Annotated in this window: 19 protein-coding genes and 3 pseudogenes; 19 read left to right on the plus strand and 3 right to left on the minus strand. The window is 32.6% G+C overall.

Annotated features, from left to right (window positions below; genetic code table 11):
- The first annotated feature begins 280 nt into the window (after window positions 1-280).
- The 10 genes and pseudogenes from DSM00_RS13550 (at window position 281) to DSM00_RS13600 (ending at window position 8,651) form a co-directional block, all read left to right on the plus strand.
- On the plus strand, window positions 281-661 hold the full coding sequence (locus DSM00_RS13550; RefSeq protein ID WP_128758515.1) for a helix-turn-helix domain-containing protein: 381 nt from the start codon (window positions 281-283) through the stop codon (window positions 659-661).
- 46 nt (window positions 662-707) lie between these two features.
- Window positions 708-1,520 (plus strand): annotated as a pseudogene (locus DSM00_RS13555) (IS3 family transposase); the annotation flags it as partial.
- A gap of 56 nt (window positions 1,521-1,576) precedes the next feature.
- On the plus strand, window positions 1,577-2,485 hold the full coding sequence (locus DSM00_RS13560; protein WP_128758517.1) for an ABC transporter permease: 909 nt from the start codon (window positions 1,577-1,579) through the stop codon (window positions 2,483-2,485).
- Between the two features lie 505 nt (window positions 2,486-2,990).
- A complete protein-coding gene (locus tag DSM00_RS13570; protein WP_128758519.1) occupies window positions 2,991-3,686 on the plus strand; it encodes a hypothetical protein in 696 nt (231 codons plus the stop codon).
- 156 nt (window positions 3,687-3,842) lie between these two features.
- Complete coding sequence (locus tag DSM00_RS13575) at window positions 3,843-4,280, plus strand: hypothetical protein (protein WP_128758520.1); 438 nt, start codon at window positions 3,843-3,845, stop codon at window positions 4,278-4,280.
- Entirely contained in the window at window positions 4,277-4,633 is a 357-nt protein-coding gene (locus DSM00_RS13580; protein ID WP_128758521.1) for a hypothetical protein, read from the plus strand. Before DSM00_RS13575 ends, DSM00_RS13580 begins: the two co-directional genes overlap by 4 nt.
- Window positions 4,634-4,800: 167 nt before the next feature.
- Window positions 4,801-5,781 (plus strand): DUF4062 domain-containing protein, encoded by a 981-nt coding sequence (locus DSM00_RS13585; RefSeq protein WP_128758522.1) that lies wholly within the window; start codon window positions 4,801-4,803, stop codon window positions 5,779-5,781.
- Between the two features lie 142 nt (window positions 5,782-5,923).
- Window positions 5,924-6,478 carry a hypothetical protein gene (locus DSM00_RS13590; protein ID WP_128758523.1) on the plus strand — a complete coding sequence of 185 codons (555 nt, stop codon included), beginning with the start codon at window positions 5,924-5,926 and terminating at the stop codon, window positions 6,476-6,478.
- A gap of 255 nt (window positions 6,479-6,733) precedes the next feature.
- On the plus strand, window positions 6,734-7,459 hold the full coding sequence (locus tag DSM00_RS13595) for a CPBP family intramembrane glutamic endopeptidase (RefSeq protein WP_164916344.1): 726 nt from the start codon (window positions 6,734-6,736) through the stop codon (window positions 7,457-7,459).
- 172 nt (window positions 7,460-7,631) lie between these two features.
- On the plus strand, window positions 7,632-8,651 hold the full coding sequence (locus tag DSM00_RS13600; protein WP_128758525.1) for a DUF4238 domain-containing protein: 1,020 nt from the start codon (window positions 7,632-7,634) through the stop codon (window positions 8,649-8,651).
- Window positions 8,652-8,758: 107 nt separating this feature from the next.
- Here DSM00_RS13600 and DSM00_RS13605 read toward each other — a convergent pair whose 3' ends face one another.
- Window positions 8,759-10,321: an IS1182 family transposase gene (locus DSM00_RS13605; RefSeq protein WP_128758526.1), complete on the minus strand. Its 1,563-nt coding sequence runs from the start codon at window positions 10,319-10,321 to the stop codon at window positions 8,759-8,761.
- A 227-nt stretch (window positions 10,322-10,548) separates the two neighbouring features.
- Between DSM00_RS13605 and DSM00_RS13610 the strand changes: the two genes are divergently transcribed.
- Entirely contained in the window at window positions 10,549-11,481 is a 933-nt protein-coding gene (locus DSM00_RS13610) for a hypothetical protein (protein WP_128758527.1), read from the plus strand.
- Between the two features lie 122 nt (window positions 11,482-11,603).
- On the opposite strand, the pseudogene DSM00_RS13615 reads toward DSM00_RS13610, so the two are convergent.
- Both DSM00_RS13615 and DSM00_RS13620 read right to left on the minus strand, forming a co-directional pair.
- Window positions 11,604-12,008 (minus strand): annotated as a pseudogene (locus DSM00_RS13615) (transposase); the annotation flags it as partial.
- A gap of 291 nt (window positions 12,009-12,299) precedes the next feature.
- Entirely contained in the window at window positions 12,300-12,674 is a 375-nt protein-coding gene (locus tag DSM00_RS13620; protein WP_128758528.1) for a winged helix-turn-helix transcriptional regulator, read from the minus strand.
- 113 nt (window positions 12,675-12,787) lie between these two features.
- Here DSM00_RS13620 and DSM00_RS13625 point away from each other — a divergent pair, with 113 nt between their 5' ends.
- The 8 genes and pseudogenes from DSM00_RS13625 to DSM00_RS15580 all read left to right on the plus strand — a co-directional run bounded on the left by DSM00_RS13625 (window position 12,788) and on the right by DSM00_RS15580 (window position 20,374).
- Window positions 12,788-13,168 (plus strand): DoxX family protein, encoded by a 381-nt coding sequence (locus DSM00_RS13625; RefSeq protein ID WP_128758529.1) that lies wholly within the window; start codon window positions 12,788-12,790, stop codon window positions 13,166-13,168.
- Between the two features lie 186 nt (window positions 13,169-13,354).
- Window positions 13,355-14,008: a hypothetical protein gene (locus DSM00_RS13630; RefSeq protein ID WP_128758530.1), complete on the plus strand. Its 654-nt coding sequence runs from the start codon at window positions 13,355-13,357 to the stop codon at window positions 14,006-14,008.
- 692 nt (window positions 14,009-14,700) lie between these two features.
- Window positions 14,701-16,839 carry a hypothetical protein gene (locus DSM00_RS13635; protein ID WP_128758531.1) on the plus strand — a complete coding sequence of 713 codons (2,139 nt, stop codon included), beginning with the start codon at window positions 14,701-14,703 and terminating at the stop codon, window positions 16,837-16,839.
- A 142-nt stretch (window positions 16,840-16,981) separates the two neighbouring features.
- Entirely contained in the window at window positions 16,982-17,611 is a 630-nt protein-coding gene (locus DSM00_RS13640; RefSeq protein WP_128758532.1) for a hypothetical protein, read from the plus strand.
- Between the two features lie 318 nt (window positions 17,612-17,929).
- Entirely contained in the window at window positions 17,930-18,910 is a 981-nt protein-coding gene (locus DSM00_RS13645; protein ID WP_128758533.1) for an alpha/beta fold hydrolase, read from the plus strand.
- Between the two features lie 98 nt (window positions 18,911-19,008).
- Window positions 19,009-19,236 (plus strand): annotated as a pseudogene (locus tag DSM00_RS13650) (DUF4269 domain-containing protein); the annotation flags it as partial.
- A gap of 80 nt (window positions 19,237-19,316) precedes the next feature.
- On the plus strand, window positions 19,317-20,081 hold the full coding sequence (gene map / locus DSM00_RS13655) for a type I methionyl aminopeptidase (protein WP_128758535.1): 765 nt from the start codon (window positions 19,317-19,319) through the stop codon (window positions 20,079-20,081).
- Between the two features lie 98 nt (window positions 20,082-20,179).
- Window positions 20,180-20,374, plus strand: coding sequence for a hypothetical protein (locus tag DSM00_RS15580; RefSeq protein ID WP_164916345.1), 195 nt, complete (start codon window positions 20,180-20,182; stop codon window positions 20,372-20,374).
- Window positions 20,375-20,515: the final 141 nt, after the last annotated feature.

Raw genomic sequence — 20,515 nt, forward strand, 5'->3', positions numbered from 1 at the left:
GTCACAAGCTTCACCGTATAACTTAACCTTAATCCTCTCTTTGTTCTTTCTAATTATACTATCAATTTAAAGAGAATCAAACTTAAGATGTATAACCGCAATTACGGCGGATTCGACTACGTCCGAATCCACTCGGAATTGCTAACGTCAGTGCTAAACCGAAAATTATTAACTTTAATCCCGTAACTGACGGTTATACGAGACCGTTGTGAGCAAGCTGAAAAAACGTCATTTCCTGAAATAGGTTGACCAAAAATCAATCATTTAATTCAGGATCAAGATGAAAGACAACATACCTCCCTGCCAAAAAAAACAGTACCAAAAAGTAAGTTTTGAACTTAAGCTAATGATCATTGACCAAATACAGAATGGTCAGATCTCCGTTAATTACGCTGCTAAATCCTACAACGTTTCAAGATCTTCTATTGACTATTGGCTAAAAAAATACAGTACCTTAGAACAAAAGAAACGAGGTATGAGTAAACAAGATGAAATCAAAAAGCTAAAAGACAAAATTGAAGAACTGGAATTTGTAAAAGAGTTTCAAAGGGATTACATCGCTAATCTCGAGAACTTATCAGGACTCGATCTAGCAAAAAAGCATTTGCCCGAAGCATTGGCCAAAGAGATAGAAAAACGCAAAAGAGACCTTTTAAAATGAAATGGGTTTATCAATGTTTCGGGATATCTAAACAAGCTTTTACAAGCGTCTGGCAACACATCAAAAGTCCAACAAGCAAGAACTGGCAATTCTTGACCTTATTGAACAGGTCAGAAAAGAAATGCCCAAAACAGGCGGTTTAAAACTATATAAATCAATCAAACCGGCTCTTGTTGAAAAGAATATTAAAATGGGCAGAGATCGCTTCTATTCACTTCTTAGAAGACATCGACTGCTCATACCCAGAACCAAAAGAGCACACATCACTACAAACTCTAAACATCACTTTTATAAATATCCTAATTTAGTTAAAGACTTCATTCCCCAAGCTGCAGAGCAGCTGTGGGTAAGTGATATCACCTATATTAAAACTGATGGAGGTAATGCGTATCTCGCGCTGGTAACAGATGCCTATTCTAAAAAAATAATGGGTTATAAAATTGATGATCATATGAAAACAAGTCTTTGCATTGATGCATTACGAATGGCATTAACACAACGCAACTACCCACATCAAAAGCTCATTCACCATTCAGACCGCGGGTTGCAATACTGTAATCCTACTTATACCTCCTTTGCTGAATTAAACCAAATCAAAATCAGTATGATTCAGCAATATGACCCTTATGAGAATGCCGTAGCCGAACGAATCAACGGAATATTAAAACAGGAATTTGGATTGGGTAAAACAATTGTGAATCTTAAACTAGCTCAGAAAATGGTTAAAAAAGCAGTTAAAATATACAACTCCAAACGAATGCACTACAGCCTGGAATTTAAAACTCCAAACCTCGCTCACTCAAATCAAAATCATAATTACAGACAATACAGAAAAATACCGATATTAGTAACTCATTAAAAACAAAATAGTAAACCGGCAACTGGTCAACCTATTTCAGTATAAGACAAAAAAATATGGAAACATTTATTGGAACAATATCAGGAATTATAATTGGTGGTTTAATTACAGTATGGGCGAGTCGATATTTTTACAAAAAATCAGTTAAAGCGAAAACTTTATCTTGTTTCGTACAATACATCAGTGAAATATTGACCAATATTGACCCTGAAGTTAAGAACAATCTAGAGGTTGATTTCAAAGGACAAAAAGTAGAGAGCTTATATCAAATACAATTCGTAATAGCAAATACAGGTGATATAGCTATTAGAAATATCATTTCCCCTTTAACACTAGAAATTCCAAATAATGGAACTATCCTAGATGCTAATCTGATAGATATCGAACCAGAAGGACGTGAGGTAAGCTTAGAAATCTCTGAACCTGGGAATGTTTCCAAATTAAACTTTCCACTTTTAAACTCTGGAGAGTTTTTTATAGTAAAACTTTTAATTAAAGGTGAAGTTCCTAGACCTACCGAGAAAGAAGTTGATGAAGATGGTATCTTTAGTATTTACGATAGAAAAGGATTTAACTTATATAAATTTCAAATAACAGCAGACGATTTACCGCCAGTAATAAATAGCGAGCCATTACCAAGAGATTATTCCGAGTTTCGAAGTCTATATTTTGATAAAACAGTTATATGGGGAGGACTTATTTTTGGAGCAATTGCTTTTTTGTTAGCTTTTGTACTTTATCAGCTTACATACACAACCGAAGAATTATTTATATATCGATTCAAACAGTTTTTCAGTAACTTTTCCTTTCTAAAATTTAGTATAATAATCGCTTGGTTACTAACAGTTTTTATCGCCATTTTAGCGATTTTTATACCTGCATCTGAAATTCGGAATTTAAGACCTAAGAAAAAACTTAAGTTCACTTTGCCAAAGAAACATTCGAGATATTTTAGACCTTTTTAGAAAAGCCAGCTCACAACAACGGCTATACGTAATGCGGGATTAAGTGTTTAACCGAAAGTTCAGGTATATTTGGAATACCGCCAAAACCTTGTTTTGGCTTTTTGAAATAATAAGATAAAAAACCAGAAAACAAGGTTTTGGCTCTGTGCTCAACCGAAAGGAAAGTGCGTTTTTGTGCCCGCACTACTCATAGCCACGACCGTTGTGTGTAATGCGACCAACCCAACAAACTAACTGAAAAACATCAAAATTATGGCAAACTATTATTGCAAAAATTGCGGAACGAAATATTCAAGTATTTCGACAATGACAATCAATAAATGTGCAAGACATCCGAACGGAACAAACAAAGGTTCGCACGAACTTTACGAAGGAAGTGAAAAATCCCGTTACGAATGTAAATATTGCGGAACTAAATACAACAGCATCTCATCTATGACTGTGAATAGATGTGCAAGACATCCAAACGGAACGAATAAAGGACAACATTCACCAGCACTATAAAATGGAAATATTAACTTATCAAAATTGGTCTGACGATATCAAAACAAGTCTAACGGACTTGAAAAATAAACTTGACCAAAACGAAATCTCAAAATCTCTATATGGAGGATTTTATGTTTGGGATAGCAAATACATAGAAAATCCTGAAATTATGTTCATTGGAATTAATCCAGGAAATGGAAATCCCAACAATTCAGGAAAAGTTATTACAGAGCCAGAACATCAAATTTCATATATGGAATTTCTTGATGGCGAGAATCCAAATTACAGATTAGCCATAGAAACCATAAAGTCATTTGAAATGGCTGGTTTTTCAATTCCAGAGGTTAAGGAACTTCTCAATGAAAAGTCAATTAAGACAAACTTTTATTATCTGATAACAAAAAATCAAACTGATATTAGTAAATGTATCAATCAACTTGACAATTATTCTTTCAACGATTTTTGGCAAAAAAGTTATGAATGGACTGGGCAACTTATTGAATTAACAAATCCAAAAGTTATTGTTTGCGAAGGTAAAAGCGTATTCGACACAATTCTGGACTATGACGATGTTTTAGAAACGGAATGGAAAAATGACTGTGGCTATTGTATTAGACCAAGTGGACAAGTAATAATCGGATACAACAGAATTTTTAGCAACATCAAAAACAAAGATGGATTTTCCGAACTAATTAAAAGATTTATAAAAAAATAAAAGCACTACACACAACAATGGCTATAAGTAATTGCTTGTTCTCGCCTACTTCTGAAAATCCTCGCGGATTTTCAGTTTGGTGCGTACTTGCAAAGTTCCGTACCAACCCACGCAACTACTCATAGCCGAGACCGTTGTAAAACATTTTGACCAAAAATGAGAATACCGATTTTAATATTGACATTTTTACTTTCAAGCATCGGATTTGCCCAAGATAATATCAATCCGAAAGAATTAATTGGATTTGGATGTTATGCTGGCGGAACAAGTTCGGATGTTGTGAATGATTTTACTTTTGACTTACACGATAATAAGTACAAAAAAGTAATTAAGAAACTAAACTCTAAAAATCCAGCGGAAAGGTATTTAGCGGTAATAGTTGCGGAAAGGTTAGCCGAATTGAATAAATACGAGCTGACAGAAACTGACAAAGGACTAATAAAAAAAGCCTACGAATCAAACGATTTGGTTTCTGTTTGTTCAGGATGCACATATTTCGACCAAATCGAGTTGAAAAAGCTACTCTCAAAAGAGAAAGAAAATTTTATGTGGACTTATGCAGAATTCTGGTTAGAAGAATATATCAAGAAATGAATTCACCAATAAACATTTATAGTTCAAACGCAAAAATTGAACTTCCTGTTGGAATTTATAGCGTCAAAGTTCTTGGAGGTTGGGGAGTTGAAGTTGGTAATTTTTCGTTCGATTTAAAAAATGTCGATAACGGACAAATTATAAAACCCAAAGGAACTCAGTGGAGAATTCAATCATTTGCTTTTAAAAAACGAGCGAAGAAGATTTTTACTCTTGATATTGGACAAAGAGGAAACTTTGAAATTGAATTTAAAAACCAGAAAGATTTAAAAGTAAGACGGTCGAATTTATTTTTAACGAGATTATTTGAAAATGAATTACCAAACGAAAATTTAGAAATATGCATCGGATAAAAAACGTTTTACAACAATGTATAACCGCAATTACGGCGGATTCGACTACGTTCGAATCCACTCGGAATTGCTAAAGTCTGTGCCAAACCGAAAATTAATGCATATTAACCCGTAACTGACGGTTATACGAGACCGTTGGGCATAATTAAGAAAATCACTAATTAAAAATGGACAAAAGATATCAAGTTTTTGTAAGTTCTACATATGCTGATTTAAAAGATGAGCGTTCGCAAGTAATACAAACAATAATGGAAATGGATTGTATTCCTGCTGGAATGGAAATTTTCCCAGCTTTAGACGAAGAACAATTAAATTTCATAAAACGAGTTATTGATGATTGCGATTATTATATAGTTATAATTGGAGGTAGATATGGTTCATTATCAGAAGACGGATTAAGCTACACAGAAAAGGAGTTTGATTATGCTTGCGAAAAGAAGATAAAAGTCATAGCATTAGTTCACGAAAATCCAGATAAAATTCCAGTTAGCAAATCTGATATTGACCCTGATTTAAGGGAGAAACTCGAGAATTTCAGAAACAAAGTGACAACTGGAAGATTAGTCAAGTTCTGGAATAAAGCAGAGGACTTACCAGGTCTTGTCGCCTTAAGTCTTCAAAAAACTATTAAAACATACCCAGCGATAGGTTGGGTTAGGTCTAATACAGTTGGAAATACCGAAATCTTATCTGAGGTTAATGAATTACGGAAAGAAAACAATAAACTAAAAGAGGAAATTGAACAAATAGAAAAAAATGACAGTAACCCAATTTTCATTTCGGAGAAAGAGTTAGCCGGTTTAGACGACACTTTTTCATTTAAAGCAGGTTCAGGTTCAGCTAGTGAAGAATTTAAAATGACTTGGGGAGAAATTTTTTATATCATTTCACCATATCTTTTGGAACATCCTGCTGATTCAAATGTAAAAAGATACCTTGCGCAGAGAATTTTAGAAAAGTTTGAAAAATCTACTGTTTACGCAATAATAAAAGAAGATGATTTCAACACTATGAAAGTTCATTTAAGTTCATTAAGTCTCATAAATGTTAAATACAGTAAAAGTACTAATGGCGGAATGTCTTTGTTTTGGAGTTTAACTGAGAAAGGTCTAAAAACAATGAAAGAATTAAGAAGTGTGAAAAAATAACTATGCCCAACACCGTGTATAATTAATTGCTTGTTTCTAGCCTACTTACGAATATTCCTACGGAATATTCTATTCGGTTTTTATTTGCTAAATTAGTTGCTCAAACACACAACTAATCATACACAAACACGTTCTACGCAATTTGACAAACTTACTAAAAATATTAATTCTGCTTATGCTTTTTGTTTCATGTAGAACAGAAGAGAAACCACAATTGGCTAAATCGAACTTTTCAATACAAAACGATTATACAGAATTGACCAATAAAATAACTGAATTGGATACAATAAAAATTTGGGTTGGCTTAAGTCAATGTTTGTTCCAAGGTGTAGAAAAACTAACAATCACACGAGAAAAGGACTCACTGAAGGTACAACCGGAATTTGCCGAGTCAATGGTAATTGGTGCTGAGTTTAAGAAAATTAAACCCGTTTTTATTTCTGTAAATGACACCACTTGGAAATTTAATGAGTTCTTAAAAAGGAATAAAAATAGACTGAATCTAGACAGCCTAAAATATGGTAGATTACAGATTACCTATAAAAAAAAGAGGTTAAACTTTATGACTGTTGGATTGGGAGATAATGCAAAATTTCTGATTGATTACTGCAAAACAATGAAAAATATAATGCCTGACAGCGATTATCATATCTACACAGGAATTGAAATAGAAGATCCAGAATTAATAACGCAATAAGAAACTGCGTAGAACAATGGCTATATACCATAGCTTCTTCCCTGCACTTTTGGAAAATCCTACAGACTTGCTCCCGTCAGTTTCTTTTTGCTATCTTAGTTACAAAACCACGCTACGACACATAGCCTAAAACGTTAGCCTTTATTAAAAAAACACTTTGGCAAATAAATGAACTTATCTCTACCAAAACCTATAATACGTAATCAAAAGAATCAGACAGAATTCCGGTGGAAAACCTTTTGGTGCTTATTAACTATGTTCGTTATAGCAGCCATTGCTAATATACCTCATTCTAGAGCTGTTAAAGAATTAACTTCTAAAGCTAGTGAATTGGAGAACTCTTCAATTCTTCAATCAATAATTTCAAATGGAGTAACTTCTTTAATTATTGGCTCTATCCTTATTTGGATTGGATTATGGGTATCTGCTAAAGCAAACCTTGGAGCACCTTTAATTGTAGAAAAATTATCTGGAAAACCATTTTCTGAGGTTTTTAATAAAAAAATAGTCTTTGCAAGTATATTTATCGGTATCATTTTAGGGGTATTTATTCTAGGGTTACTTAAAATTCAAGAATTTATACTTCCAATAGGTACTGCAAAAGCTAAACATCCTTCTGCAATTCCTAATCTATTTGCATCATTTTCAGCTGGAATTACTGAAGAAATAATATTCCGTTTAGGTATTATGTCATTAATTGTAACGGTAATTAAATACATTATTAAAACAAAAAAAGCTTCCAATCGAATAGTATGGACTGGAAATATAATAACTGCTTTATTATTTGGACTTATTCATATTCCAATGTCAAGTAATTATTTCGACCAATCACCAATTGTAATCGGAACTATAATATTGGGAAATGTGATAACAGGAACAACATTTGGTTGGATATTTTGGCGTTATGGCTTAATAATGGCTATGATAGTCCATTTTATTTCGGATGTTGTTCTTCACGTAATTGGTTCGCCATTCGGATAAATAATTACTGAAAATTGAAAAATAACAAAGGCTAACACCGTGTATAATTAATGGCTGGTTCTCGCCTACTTACGAAAATCCTCGCGGATTTTCTATTCGGTTTTTATTTGCTAAATTAGGTGCTAAAACACGCCACTAATCATACACAAAACCGTTAGCAGTTATTTGGGAAATGACATCGAGAAAAACAAACATCAAGCAACATTATGTGCCTCAATTCTATTTGAGAAACTTCGCTGATGAAAATGAGAAGTTTTTTGTTTTTGATGTTAATAGAGAAAATAAATATCAAACTTCCCCAAAAAAAGAATGTTACGAAAAACTTCTTTATGATATAAATCCTGATATTCTGAATAAATTTAGTGACCATTCAGAAAATTACGAAGAAATTGTTGATGACAATATTAGAATCTTAAACGAGGAAGTTTCTGCTATTTTATTGAACTTCCTAGATAGAACTATAAAATCTGAAAAAGACTTTAAATTTGAAAGATCTGAAAGGGAGAAATTATATGACTTCATATTATTACAAACTTTTAGGACACCATTTTATAGGGAAAGACTAGGATATTTAGGTGTTTCATTTGCTTTAAAGACTGGAGTTAAAGATTTAGAAGACAAAGAGTTTTTAGATGTAATCCATAATTTACTAATATTCGGAATTATTGAGCAACTTTATGGGTTAGACTTCAAATTAAACAAAACTTACCACCTGTTTTTTGACCATTTAATTGACGAAATTTTAAATATTAAAACTCAATTAAGAAATGCTGGAAAGTTATTTTTATTAAATAAATCAAAAGAACACTTTATTACAACCAACACACCAATTAACATTCGGTGGAAACCAGATTTTCTTGCTTACCATAGAGCTTTAATGACATTTCCTGGAGAAGATAAACCTGTAGTTGATATTGGAAATTATATTGAGTTTTTAACAATACACCTACCTATATCAAGTGATTTTTCTATTTTTATTTTCGAAAAAGAACTTGACAAAAATCTCACGGAATTGAATCGAGGTATTGGAATAATTAGAGATTGGAATTCTGATTTGATTACAAATTTAAACTATAGTACATTTCTGAAAAGTTCTGACAAAGTCATCTCTAAAACAAATGATTTTGAGAAATATGTAGAAATGAAAAAACAAAGACAAAACCCAGCTATGAATTTCAGATTTAGCGAATAAAAACAACTGCTAACACCGGTAACCGTTGCACAAGCCTCTAATTCTCAGAAAATCTCACTTATTTAAACCGCTTTTAGAGCGGTTTTTCTTTTTTTGATCATCTGGATTTAGACCAAATTCAGAACCGTTAAAACGTATTTATCGAGGGTTATCAGTCTGTTTTCCAGAGAAAAAAATGAAGCGAGCATCCCTGCCCCACTTTTGGTGCGTTTTTCAATAAACTTCAGGTACTTCTTGAGGTTGTAGGCTATGGCGGATAGCTGCATACATTTGTTGGCCTGTTTTAACCCTAAGGTGTTTACTTTTCTCAGACCCATAAACTGAGTTAAGGTTCCAAAGACAGGTTCTACGGTACTTTGTCGTTTGCCTTTCATATACCTGCCCTGAGGGCTTTCTACCCGGGCGATGTTACGCTGGTATTCTGCGCGGTAGTAAGTAACACTAAACTTCTTTTCCTGTGCGCTTTTGCCCAGACAGCTGCTGCGTATAGGACAATCAATACACACGTGCTTGCGGGCACGGTATTCCTTTTTTCGGGTTCCGGTTCTATAATCGTTGAACTCTTTGGTAAACGGGATTATTTTGTCCTGTGGACACAGATAATGATCCTGATTTTCAACATACTTAAACCCATCGGGACCGCCTTTAAAAGTTCCGTGGGCAGGTATAAAACTCTTTAGGCTCTGTGCTTCTAAAAATGCGTAGTTCTCGCCGCTACTATATCCCGTATCGGCTACACAATTCTCCCACACCAAACCCTGCTGCCACAAGCGCCGCTTTACCCGTTTAACAATATCGGCCAGTTGCTGGTTATCTTTTCCATCTGCGTGGTACGCTCTGATATCTGTAATCACGTGATGACCCGTATCTACACTAAGCTGGCTCAGATAATTGAGTTTTCTGGCCTTGCCCGGTTTTACACTAATCCGTGCATCAGGATCGGTAGGGCTGTAATGGGTTTTATTGCTGGTGTACTTACTTCCCTTATTTCCTGCTCCCGGACGCTGATCCTGATCTTTGCTCCAGCGCTTGTTGCGGGTGCTAATGGCTTTTAATTCTTCTTCGCTGGCAGTTATGCTGCGCTGGCTCTTATCTGATTTATCGCCTTTGCTCTTACGAAACGGCTGCTCTTTGTCCATAGCACTGATATGGCGTATTCTGCGCAAGTGAGATTCTAGTTCTTCCTCAGGTACTTTAAGTTCCAGAGTGTCCATCGAGGCATTGGCTTTTACAGGAGCACTGTCTATAGCCTGAGTATGGCCACTTACCATTCCGGCTTCTACACAAAGCGTGAACACTTTAGTAAAAACAGATTCAAACACATCTTCAGGGAACAACTGCCGTGTACGACTAATGGTGGAATGCCAGGGCAACTCCTCATCAATATCATAACTGATGAAATACAGGATATCCAAACGCATACTGCAATGATCAATAAGCTTCCGGTCACTGATGATATTCTCTAAATAGCCCACTAAGCACAGCTTAAAAAACACAACGGGATCTATACTTTTTTGACCACTGCTTCCGTAAAAGTCACGGGTAAGTTCATAAAGAAAATCCAGGTTCAACGCACCCTTTAGACGCCGGTAGAAATTTGTGGAGGGTACGCGATCACTCAAGCGAAAACTGTTGAACAACTGCTCTTGATATACTTTCTTTCCTTGCATACCATGAATTTACAACAGCCAAGTAAATATACCATTCCTTGAATGTTACATTTTTGCTAACTTGTGCAACAGGCACACCGTGTATAATTAATTGCTTTGGCAAGTGCTTATTTGGAAAATTCCTTCGGAATTTTCTCGCGTTCGTTTTTGTTTACTAAATTAGTTGCTGAAACACGCAACTAACCATACACAACAACGTTGGGTACAATTACCGAAAAACGAACTGAATGAACAAAATATTAGCATTTTCAATTACAATCATACTATTTGGAATTCATAAAATTTCAGCTCAAAATTATCTGAATTACTACGAAACAATAAACAAAGCTGAAATTGAAAATCTTGATGGAAATTTCAAAAAATCTGATTCACTCTATCGAATCGCATTTAAACTTGTTGAGAAACCTTTTAAAGATGATTTACTATTAGCTTCTATCAATTCTGAAAATCTAAATGACAATCAAAAAACTTACGAATACCTGAAAAAAGGAATTTCAGTTGGCTTAACTAAAAAAAGAATAAGAAAAGAACTTTCAGAGTTTAAAAAGTCTGTCAAGTGGAAACCTTTAAAGAAAGAGTATGATTTAATAAGAGAAAATTACTTAAAGTCCTTGAATTTGACTTTGAGAAATGAACTTCTCAAAATGGTTGAGGAAGACCAATCTGCCCGACATCCAATTTTTGGTAGTTGGAAAAAAATGAAAAAAACTGACACTTATAATCATAATCATCTTTTAGAAATAATAAAAGAGAATATTGGAAAATGGCCAGGGAGAATTAATATTGGTGATGGAAATGAAGATGGAAAATATGCTTACGGAGAAATAACCATTATGTTACATCACTTCTCAACAGAACAAGTAATGAATTTAAAACCAATTTTAATTGAAGCTATTTTAAATGGGAATTTATCCCCTTATAATATTGCTTATCCATTAGACTATAAAAACTTAAAAACAATAGCAAAAAGAAAAAGAGGAAATACAATTTTTGTAGAGACTTGTAATATCATTGGCTCTTATCTTGGTTCAAAAAGTAAGGAAGCAATTATTTGCGATTGTGAAACAGCAGAGAAAGAGCGAAAAAGAATTGGATTAGAACCATTGAAAGACTATTTCCGAAAAAGAAATTCGAATTATAAATGTTATGAACAAAAATAACTGTACCCAACAAAGAACTGAGGTAAAAAACAACTCTTTTCTTGATTAAATTTGAGACATAGGTATCCTTTGCTAAAATCTGTAGTTACAGATCTTAACTGTTTCACTTTTTCATTTTGGAGCTATCCTTTATGTAGAACAGACACATAATTTTCATCGTAGGGCAATCCTGATTTAGCGATAGCAAAAGCCTGCTTTAAAAGCTTATTAGCCACTGCAATTAATGCCAGTTTTTTACTCTTACCCTTAGCTACGATTCGATCGTAAATTTCCTTGCAACCTTTGTTGTATTTACATGCATTGAACGCGCACAAAAACAATAGGTTCCTTAGCTTTTTGTTTCCCATTTTACTGATCCTGCTTCTGCCTCTTACGCTACTCCCAGATTCCCGTATTGTCGGGGTGACTCCTACATAACTGCACAGTTGAGAGGCCTTCTCAATCTTAGAGAAGCCATCTGTTATCACAACTAAAAATAAGGCCGTTTTAATACCGATACCAGGTATACTTGTTAATAAAGTGAATTTAAATGATGGTAAATTTTCAGAATTTTGTATGGTTGGTGTATATGTGATTGACCAAAAACTGAAAAGAATAGCGTAAGTAGCCAACGCAAGTTCAAGCACATTTAAAGTTTGCTCGTACCTCACAAATTTAAAAGAGCTTTCACGCCAACACTAGCAAGTTTGCGGAAAGAAAGCCAGTCGGCAACACCGTGTATTAAACATAGCTAATAAGTACTTGTCCAAAAGTTTCGTGCTTTTAAATCGCCTACTTTTCATATACAAAACCGTTAAAACTAATGAAATCCAAATTCACTACACTTGAACTGAATTATTTGAAAAAGACTCATTCCCAAAGATTTTTTTTCTGTGGTGGATACCCCAATTATACAATTCAAAAATGACCTTTCCCAGCGTTCGAGAATGCTCTGTAGGCATATATTCTGTTCTAACAGGAAAACCATTTAAAACAGTTCTTGTAATCAACTGGTTTTCTTCTAAATCTTTTAATTCTTTTGACAAAACTTTGGTACTCAACTTTGGAATACTTCGCTCTATTTCCCTAAAGTGCTTATTGCCTTCCCAAATTGAAATTAAAATTAAAAGCTTCCATTTTCCACCTATTACATCTAAAGTGTCCCTTACCGGTAACAAAGCAGAGGTACATTCTTTATGTTCCTTTTTTTTCATCGCAATTAGTTTATTGATTACCTTAAAGTAACTGATTACCTAAAGGTAGCTGATTACTAATGGTAATCAAAATTAGTTAATTTTACCATATTATTAACAACAACTAGTTAAATATGAAAAACAAAATTTTTACCGCTTTATGTATTTTATTCGGATTAATGATGGTTAATTCAGGATTAAACAAATTCTTCAACTATATGCCTATGCCCGAAATGTCTGAAGAAATGATGCTAATTATGGAAGCATTTATGACAATTAAATGGATTTTACCACTTGTAGCAATTGTTGAAATCGTTGGAGGTGCTTTAATTGCAATCCCAAAAACAAGAGCATTGGGAGCGATAATAATTCTTCCTGTTATGGTAGGAATATTTGTTCATCATTTAGTTCACGACCTATCAGGAATTGGAATCGCATTAATACTATTTGCAATTAATATTTGGGTACTTGTCGCCAACTGGTCTAAATTCGAACCAATTATAAAAGGGAAATAAAATAGAATAAAAAGAATTCCATTTCTATTTACTAAAAGTAATTACAATACGACTTTAAATAGAGTATATAAGCCATTGTGGATTTAATTCTTTACCAATGGCTTTTTTGTATATTTATAGTTGAGTAAAATCTGAAATTTAGCATATTAAACCAGTTACTAATCCTACTCCAAATCGGTAGTTTATATGCGAAAAACGACATTCATAATATTAATAACAATGATTTTTAATTCAGTAAATGGAAAAAATTTAAGTGGAACCTGGCTAATGATTAAAGATGGAGCTACTTATGGAAAGCCAATGTTTATTGAATTTAAAAATGACCAAATCTTACATTACGATATTTCGGAACAATCAAAGAATGGAGCATTAGAAAAAAAGTTAGTTTATAGTGAGAAATTTTCGGAAACCAAAAATGAATTCGTTAATGAAAATCGGATTAGACTTTACAGAATGGGAAAAACTCATACAGTAATAAGCGAAACCGAATTCAAAATAGAAAACACCGAATTTGCAACTGATTACGAACGAATTGAGCCTACTAAAACTGATTTAACAAAAACGGAAATTGAAGAATCGAAATTTAATGTAGAATGGAATAATGAGAAAATAAGATTTGTTTTTAATAAAGATTTTAGCAGTCCAACTATTCAGGAAATTAATAAACGAATGAAAAGAGAAGGTCGTAAAATGATTTTAGAAAACCTTAATGGAACTTATTTTGGAGCAATTTATGATAATGGAATAAGAGAAATCTTAATTCCTATTCGTGAAATTAGTGCTGAAAAAATTACATTATATGGATTTCCAAAAAAACCTTATGAAATAACAACGAATTGAAAAAATACGACACCACAACAAAGGACTGAGGTGAAAAACAACCCTATTCTTGATAAAATTAGTAGACCTACGTATTCTTTGCAAAAATCTATAACTACAGACCTTAACTGTTTTATTTATTCTTTTTTATACTATCCTTTAGAAAGAATGGAAAAAAAGATTTAATCGTAGGGTAATCCTGATTTAGCAATGGCAAATGCTTATTTTAAAAGCTTATTGGCTACTGCGTTTAATGCTAATTTCTTACTCATATTTCCTCTCTTTCCTACCTCAATAGTCCGAGACAACTTGCTACAATTATTTCATAGATTTCCCCTCAGCCCTTGTTTTGCTTACAGACATTAAAGGCACATAAAATAAAAGATTTCTGAGCTTCTTGTTACTGTATCTTTTCTAGTTTATACATAACTCCTACTTATACCTCCTTTGCTGAATTAATGGGATTAATAAGACCCTACTTACCCAAAGGAACAGACTTCAAAACAATCTCAGAAAAGCAGCCTACAAAAATTCAAACAGCACTACATAACGGGTTCAGAAAAGTATTGGGATGCAGAAGACTATTAGAAGCCTTAAAATAGAATCTTCCAGATTATCAAATCTAAAATGTAAGCTTTTTTAAAAGAAAAAACTAAATTGAAGAAGTATTAATTAATATAACTTATCGCGTTGAGATTTTGATCACGTCAAATATGAAAAAACTAATACTTTTAATTATACCTATAGTATTTATTTTCTATTCGTGCGACAAGGATGAATCTGAAGAAATTATTATAGAAGAAGAATTGATACTTCCTGAATTACTTACTAATCAAGCTTCAAATCTGACGGTATATTCAGTAATTTTAAGTGGTAAAGTATTAAATATTGGTAATTCTGAACTCACTGAGCAAGGTCTGTTAATAGGGCATTCACCTAATCCTACAATAGAAAATAATATAAATAAGCTTAACCTGCCGATAAATGAAGGTAATGAATTTTCAATTGAATTAATTGAACTTGAACAAGGTGCGACGTATTATGTTAAAGCGTATGCCATAAATAGTGATGGTACAGGTTATGGAAACGAGATACAATTTACTGCCTTAAATGAAAAAGTGTTTGAAGGTGACGTCACCTTATCTACACAAGAGCAGGTAAATATATTTGGCGCTAATAATTATCAGACAATCAAAGGTAGTTTGACGATTGAAGGCACTGTAACCGACCTTAAACCACTAAAAGATTTGGTTTTTGTGAACTATGAATTAAATATAAAAGGTACAACTGCATTAAAGAATTTTGATGGGCTTCATAATCTAAAAATTGTTGGAAGACATTTAGTTATAGATAACAATACATCATTGGAAAATTTTGTAGGTATAACTAACTTAGGAGAACTTCCCATTTTAGAAGTAATTCGCAATCCTAAAATTAAAAACTTAAAAGGTTTTGATTCTCTATATAAAATAGGAACTCTAGGAATTGGGTTAAATGACAACCTCGAGAATTTGATAGGATTAGAGAGCCTATTATTGATTTATAATAATCTAGCAATTAATTCGAATCCCAATATTTTTGATCTACAAGGTTTAAACAATCTTTCAATTATAAGAGGATCTACATACATAGGCGAAAATCCTTCCTTGACCAATCTAAACGGATTGGAGAATATGGTAGACTTGGATTATTTATATTTAAACAATAACGAATCTCTACTTCATATTGATGCTTTAAAAACATTAAACACTTTTAATGCTTTAAAAATTGACGGGTGCAATGCTTTAACTCAATTACCAGTTTTTAAAAGCATAACAGTGATGAGTTCTATTGAAATTAGATATGGTGGAGGTTTAACTAGTTTAGAAGGTTTTAAAAATCTAAAATCTGTTAGAAACTTACTCTTTTTACAATCCGATATTTTGAGTTTAGAAGGTCTTGAAAATTTGGAGTATATCGATAATAAATTTGAACTCATTTCCTGCGATAATCTTATAGATTTTAAAGGTTTTGAAAATGTAAAATCTATAGGAAGTGGTAGCTTTTATTCAGGATTGACAATAAATGAAAATCAAAATCTTATAAGTCTAAATGGTTTGCAAGGTTTAACAGAAGTGAATGGTTCATTGAATATTACTACAAATAAATCTCTTACAAGCTTTGATGGTCTTCAAAATTTGAAATCTATCAAAAAAACGATGCATCTAATTCATAACGAATCACTTAATGATATTAATGCTATCGCAGGAATAACCACACTAAACGGATTTGTTCTAGAAGGAAGTAATAACTTAACGCAATTACCGGTATTCAATAATTTAACTCAATTAGACTATATATTTATCGCGTATGGTGGAGGATTAACCAATTTACAAGGATTTAATAAGTTGCAATTTGTTGAAGAAATAACCCTTGAAGAATCAAACATTACTACTTTAGAAGGGTTAGAAAGATTAGAAAAAATTGGGAAAATATTAAAAATTCAACGATGCAATAATATGCTTAATTTAGAAGGATTGACTAATGTTAAATCAATTGGAAATGGTTTTTCAGATCAAGGGATAAGTATAAATTACAATAGAAAAATAAAAAATTTAACTGGCTTAAATAAATTAGCTCAAATCAATGGGACTTTAGAAATAAGAGGCAATGAATTTTTAGAGAGTTTAAACGGATTGGAATCTATATCTATGATTGATAAGAATATAGAAATAAACGGAAATTCAGAATTATCAAATTTTTGTTCCTTAGCATCTTATTTCACTAAAAACTCATATAAAGGAAACTACATAGTTGAAAATAATTTTAGAAATCCATCTATACAAGATCTAATAGATGGAAATTGTAATTAAATTTTTGATAACCATTCATACTAATTATTATCAGTAAGTACTTACATCTCAAAACATCGCAACTCTTTTATCTAGAACTTATTTGCTAAATTAGTTGTTCAACCACATAAGTGATCTTACATAATACTATAAAAAATCATATATGAAGAAAATCCTACTAACCTTACTATTTAGTGCTTTAATTTGTTCTTGTTCCTCCTCAAAAGTTGGAAATGATAGCACCAAATACTTCGACGAAAACAATGTCGAAATAAGTAAATCAAAGTTCAACCGTGTTCGTTCTACCAATAAATTATTAGATATTCCCGGAGATTCTGCAAATCATAAAAAATTGACTTTAAGGGAGAAACAAGGGAAAATCACAAATAGAGATTTATTGGAATCACTGCTTGAGAAAGAAACAAACCAAGAAATAGATTCAACCAAACCAATAGTTATAATTTACTATCCAGGAAAAGATCCTTGTAATTCAAGTGGCTCAATCCCGCAAGAATCAAGAAAAGTTTGGTTCAAACAGTTAAATGATGGAATAAATCAAATTGCTCAAACTAATCCCATTTATGTTTATAAGGATAATAATGGCCTAGAACAATACGATGGAGGTTTGACTTGGCATAAAGATCCAGAAGGAACAGTTGAAAGACTATTTTTTGAATATCATTATCCGTGTAGCAGTTTTGTAGTAATTTCAAAAGACGGAAACTATATTAGCTATTTCGGTGAATTTGGAAAAGAATATGTTTGGGAGGCAACCCAACGTATGAATAAATAAATTCCCAGCAATTATTAATGAATAAATAAACCAGAAGATAATCTATTAAACGAGAAATTTTGGCCTCAACTGGATTTGTTCTTTTGAATGCATTCTAGTTCGAGAAATAGGACTGGAATTACTTTGACTTCCCTCGCCTACTCACAAAATCCTCTTAGGGTTTTGTGAGTATTTTTTTGATTTATTATATAATCACTACTGCATTCACAACATTTGGGGCAACAATACAATTGAGCAATCCATTTAGACAACTCAGTGATTATAGTTGAGAATTATTTAATGTCTAGAATACTTTTGGCCATAAATAAATATCAAACGATGAATAAAATTCTAAAACGAGTAATAATCTTTCTGGTAGTTAACATATGCATATTCTTCTTGACTGCATTTGTACTTATCAATTGGCCAATACCTAAAAAAGAATCTGCCAAAAATTATGATTACAGTTCGATAGATACGCTTTCAGTTAAAAGCTTTAAAAAACAAGAGTACTGGATTATAATGCGCGATGGCAATGAATTATTTAGTCAAATTTACCCTAGTAAGTCTAAAACTGTTTTAATTTTAATTCACGGAAGTGGATCAGAAAGTCGATACCTGGAACCACTAGCAGGAACTATTTCTCACGATAACTTTGCCACTGTAATTACACCAGATTTAAGAGGTCATGGACGTAATCTCAAAGAGCTACCAGACATTCATTACATTGGTCAATTAGAAGAAGATATCGAAGATATTATCAACTACGCAAAAGAAAGTTTGAAGGCTAAGAAGATTGTATTAGCAGGACATTCTTCGGGTGGTGGTTTAGTTTTAAGATATATCGCTAATGCAAATCTAACAAGAGTTGATAAAGCAATAATGATTGCTCCATATCTAGGACACGACGCTCCTACTGTAAAACCGAAAAGTGGCGGTTGGGTAACAGTTGGAATCAAAAGATGGGTTGGTTTATCGATGCTTAATACTATAGGTATTGAAAATTATAATAAAAAACCGGTTCTCTTTTTTAACAGATCTAAAGCTTATGATGACAGTCTACAGAATAAATCCTATTCTTACCGTATGGCAGTTAATTTTGCACCTAAAAACTATAAAGAGGATATTGATCACCTACAAACAAGTAGTTTTGTTTTAGTGGGTTCTGAGGATGAAAGTTTCTATCCTAATAAATTCAAGAAAGTTTTTAGTCCGGCTTCTCGATACGTCGATATACAAATCTTACAAGGTGTAAATCACCTAAACATTGTGAAGAATAACGAAGTTTTAGAGAAAATTGAGAAATACTTATCCAATTAAAGATTTGGAAACGGTTACCAATTGCAGTTAATCGCTAAAGATTTTAAAGGGTATTCGACAATAAAAATGGATTCTATCAACCACTACAGAATTCAAAATCGAATAATTTTCTGTTTGAAATTTTTGGACAAAATATTTTTACCAATAAGCAAAATGCCTATCGACATATGATTATTGAACATAGAATTTTAAAAGAAAGAGGTTCTATATTTTTACAGAAAGTAAAAGAATTAAAAGCTAACGGAATGAAAACCGAACCCGCTTTTGCTAAATTATTAGGATTAAAGGGAAACCCATATACCGAATTATTAAAGTTTGAATTATAGTATATTAAACCTCATTTTAAAAAAATAGTATTAAATTTTGAACCTCTTATAAATTCTCAAACTAACGTAAACGCACCCTAATGTCGATAACCAAAGAATCTGAATTAATCGGAATGAAAGAAATTAGTGAAGTCGTAGGAACTACACTAAAGTTGATGAGAGAATATGCTAAGGTAGGCATGTCTACAAAAGAGTTAGATGAATATGGTGGTCAGCTTTTAAAAGGTTATGGTGCTAAGTCAGCACCTTATGAGACCTATGGATTTCCGGGCTATACTTGTATAAGTATTAATAAAGAGGCTGCACACGGAATACCTTCTGAAGAAAAAATATTAAAAGAAGGAGATTTGATTAATATTGATGTTTCTGCAGAATTAAACGGATTTTGGTCTGATAATGGGGGCTCTTTTGTCCTCGGAAAAGATATTCATAATCACCAACCTCTTGTAGATGCTTCTAAAGCTATTTTACAGAAGGCAATTACGCGTATAAAAGGCGGAGTAAAAATTTCTGAAATTGGATATCTAATAGAAACTGAAGCAAAAAAGTCTGGGTTTAAAGTTATTAAAAACCTGGCGGGTCATGGAGTGGGCAGAAGTTTACACGAAGAGCCTGAAAATATTTTAAATTATAGAGTAAAAAGTAACAGGGAGCGTTTTAAAAAAAACACCACAGTTGCAATTGAAACATTTATTTCGACAAATTCAACTGCTGCAGTAGAATTAAATGACGGCTGGACGCTGGTAGGAAATAAAGGTGGATATGTAGCTCAACACGAACAAACAATACTAGTAACCAATACATACCCGGTGATTTTAACCAAATCGAATGAAATTTATAATTAACTGATACTTTTCCCCCTTATACTAAATATGTCACGCGAGACTGTAGAGTCTTACTACTTTGCCTCTAATTCCCAAATAAGTTAGATACGAATAAATAAATGATCAAAACAACGAAGTATTTTTTAAACTTTAATAATCTTAAAATGGGACTCGTATTTGCAGCAGGATTAGTGGTCTATGATTATTTTGCACAAGACGAGATAGACTGGATTAAAGTCTTAATCCTTGCATTATTTATGGTATTCCTCAATACAATCTATACTATAAGAATGAATAATTCTAAAACTACTTAGTAGTTTAATAATTTCAATATTGCTAAGGCTTTATTGTTTTGTCATTTTTTTGCTCCAGCTTGAGTGATATTCCCGTACCATCTTCTAGCCAAAATCTAAAAATTCTACCTATTTTTCTTCCGCAGTAAAATCATATTTACG

It is taken from the genome of Leeuwenhoekiella aequorea, assembly GCF_004104375.1.
Lineage (GTDB): Bacteria > Bacteroidota > Bacteroidia > Flavobacteriales > Flavobacteriaceae > Leeuwenhoekiella > Leeuwenhoekiella aequorea.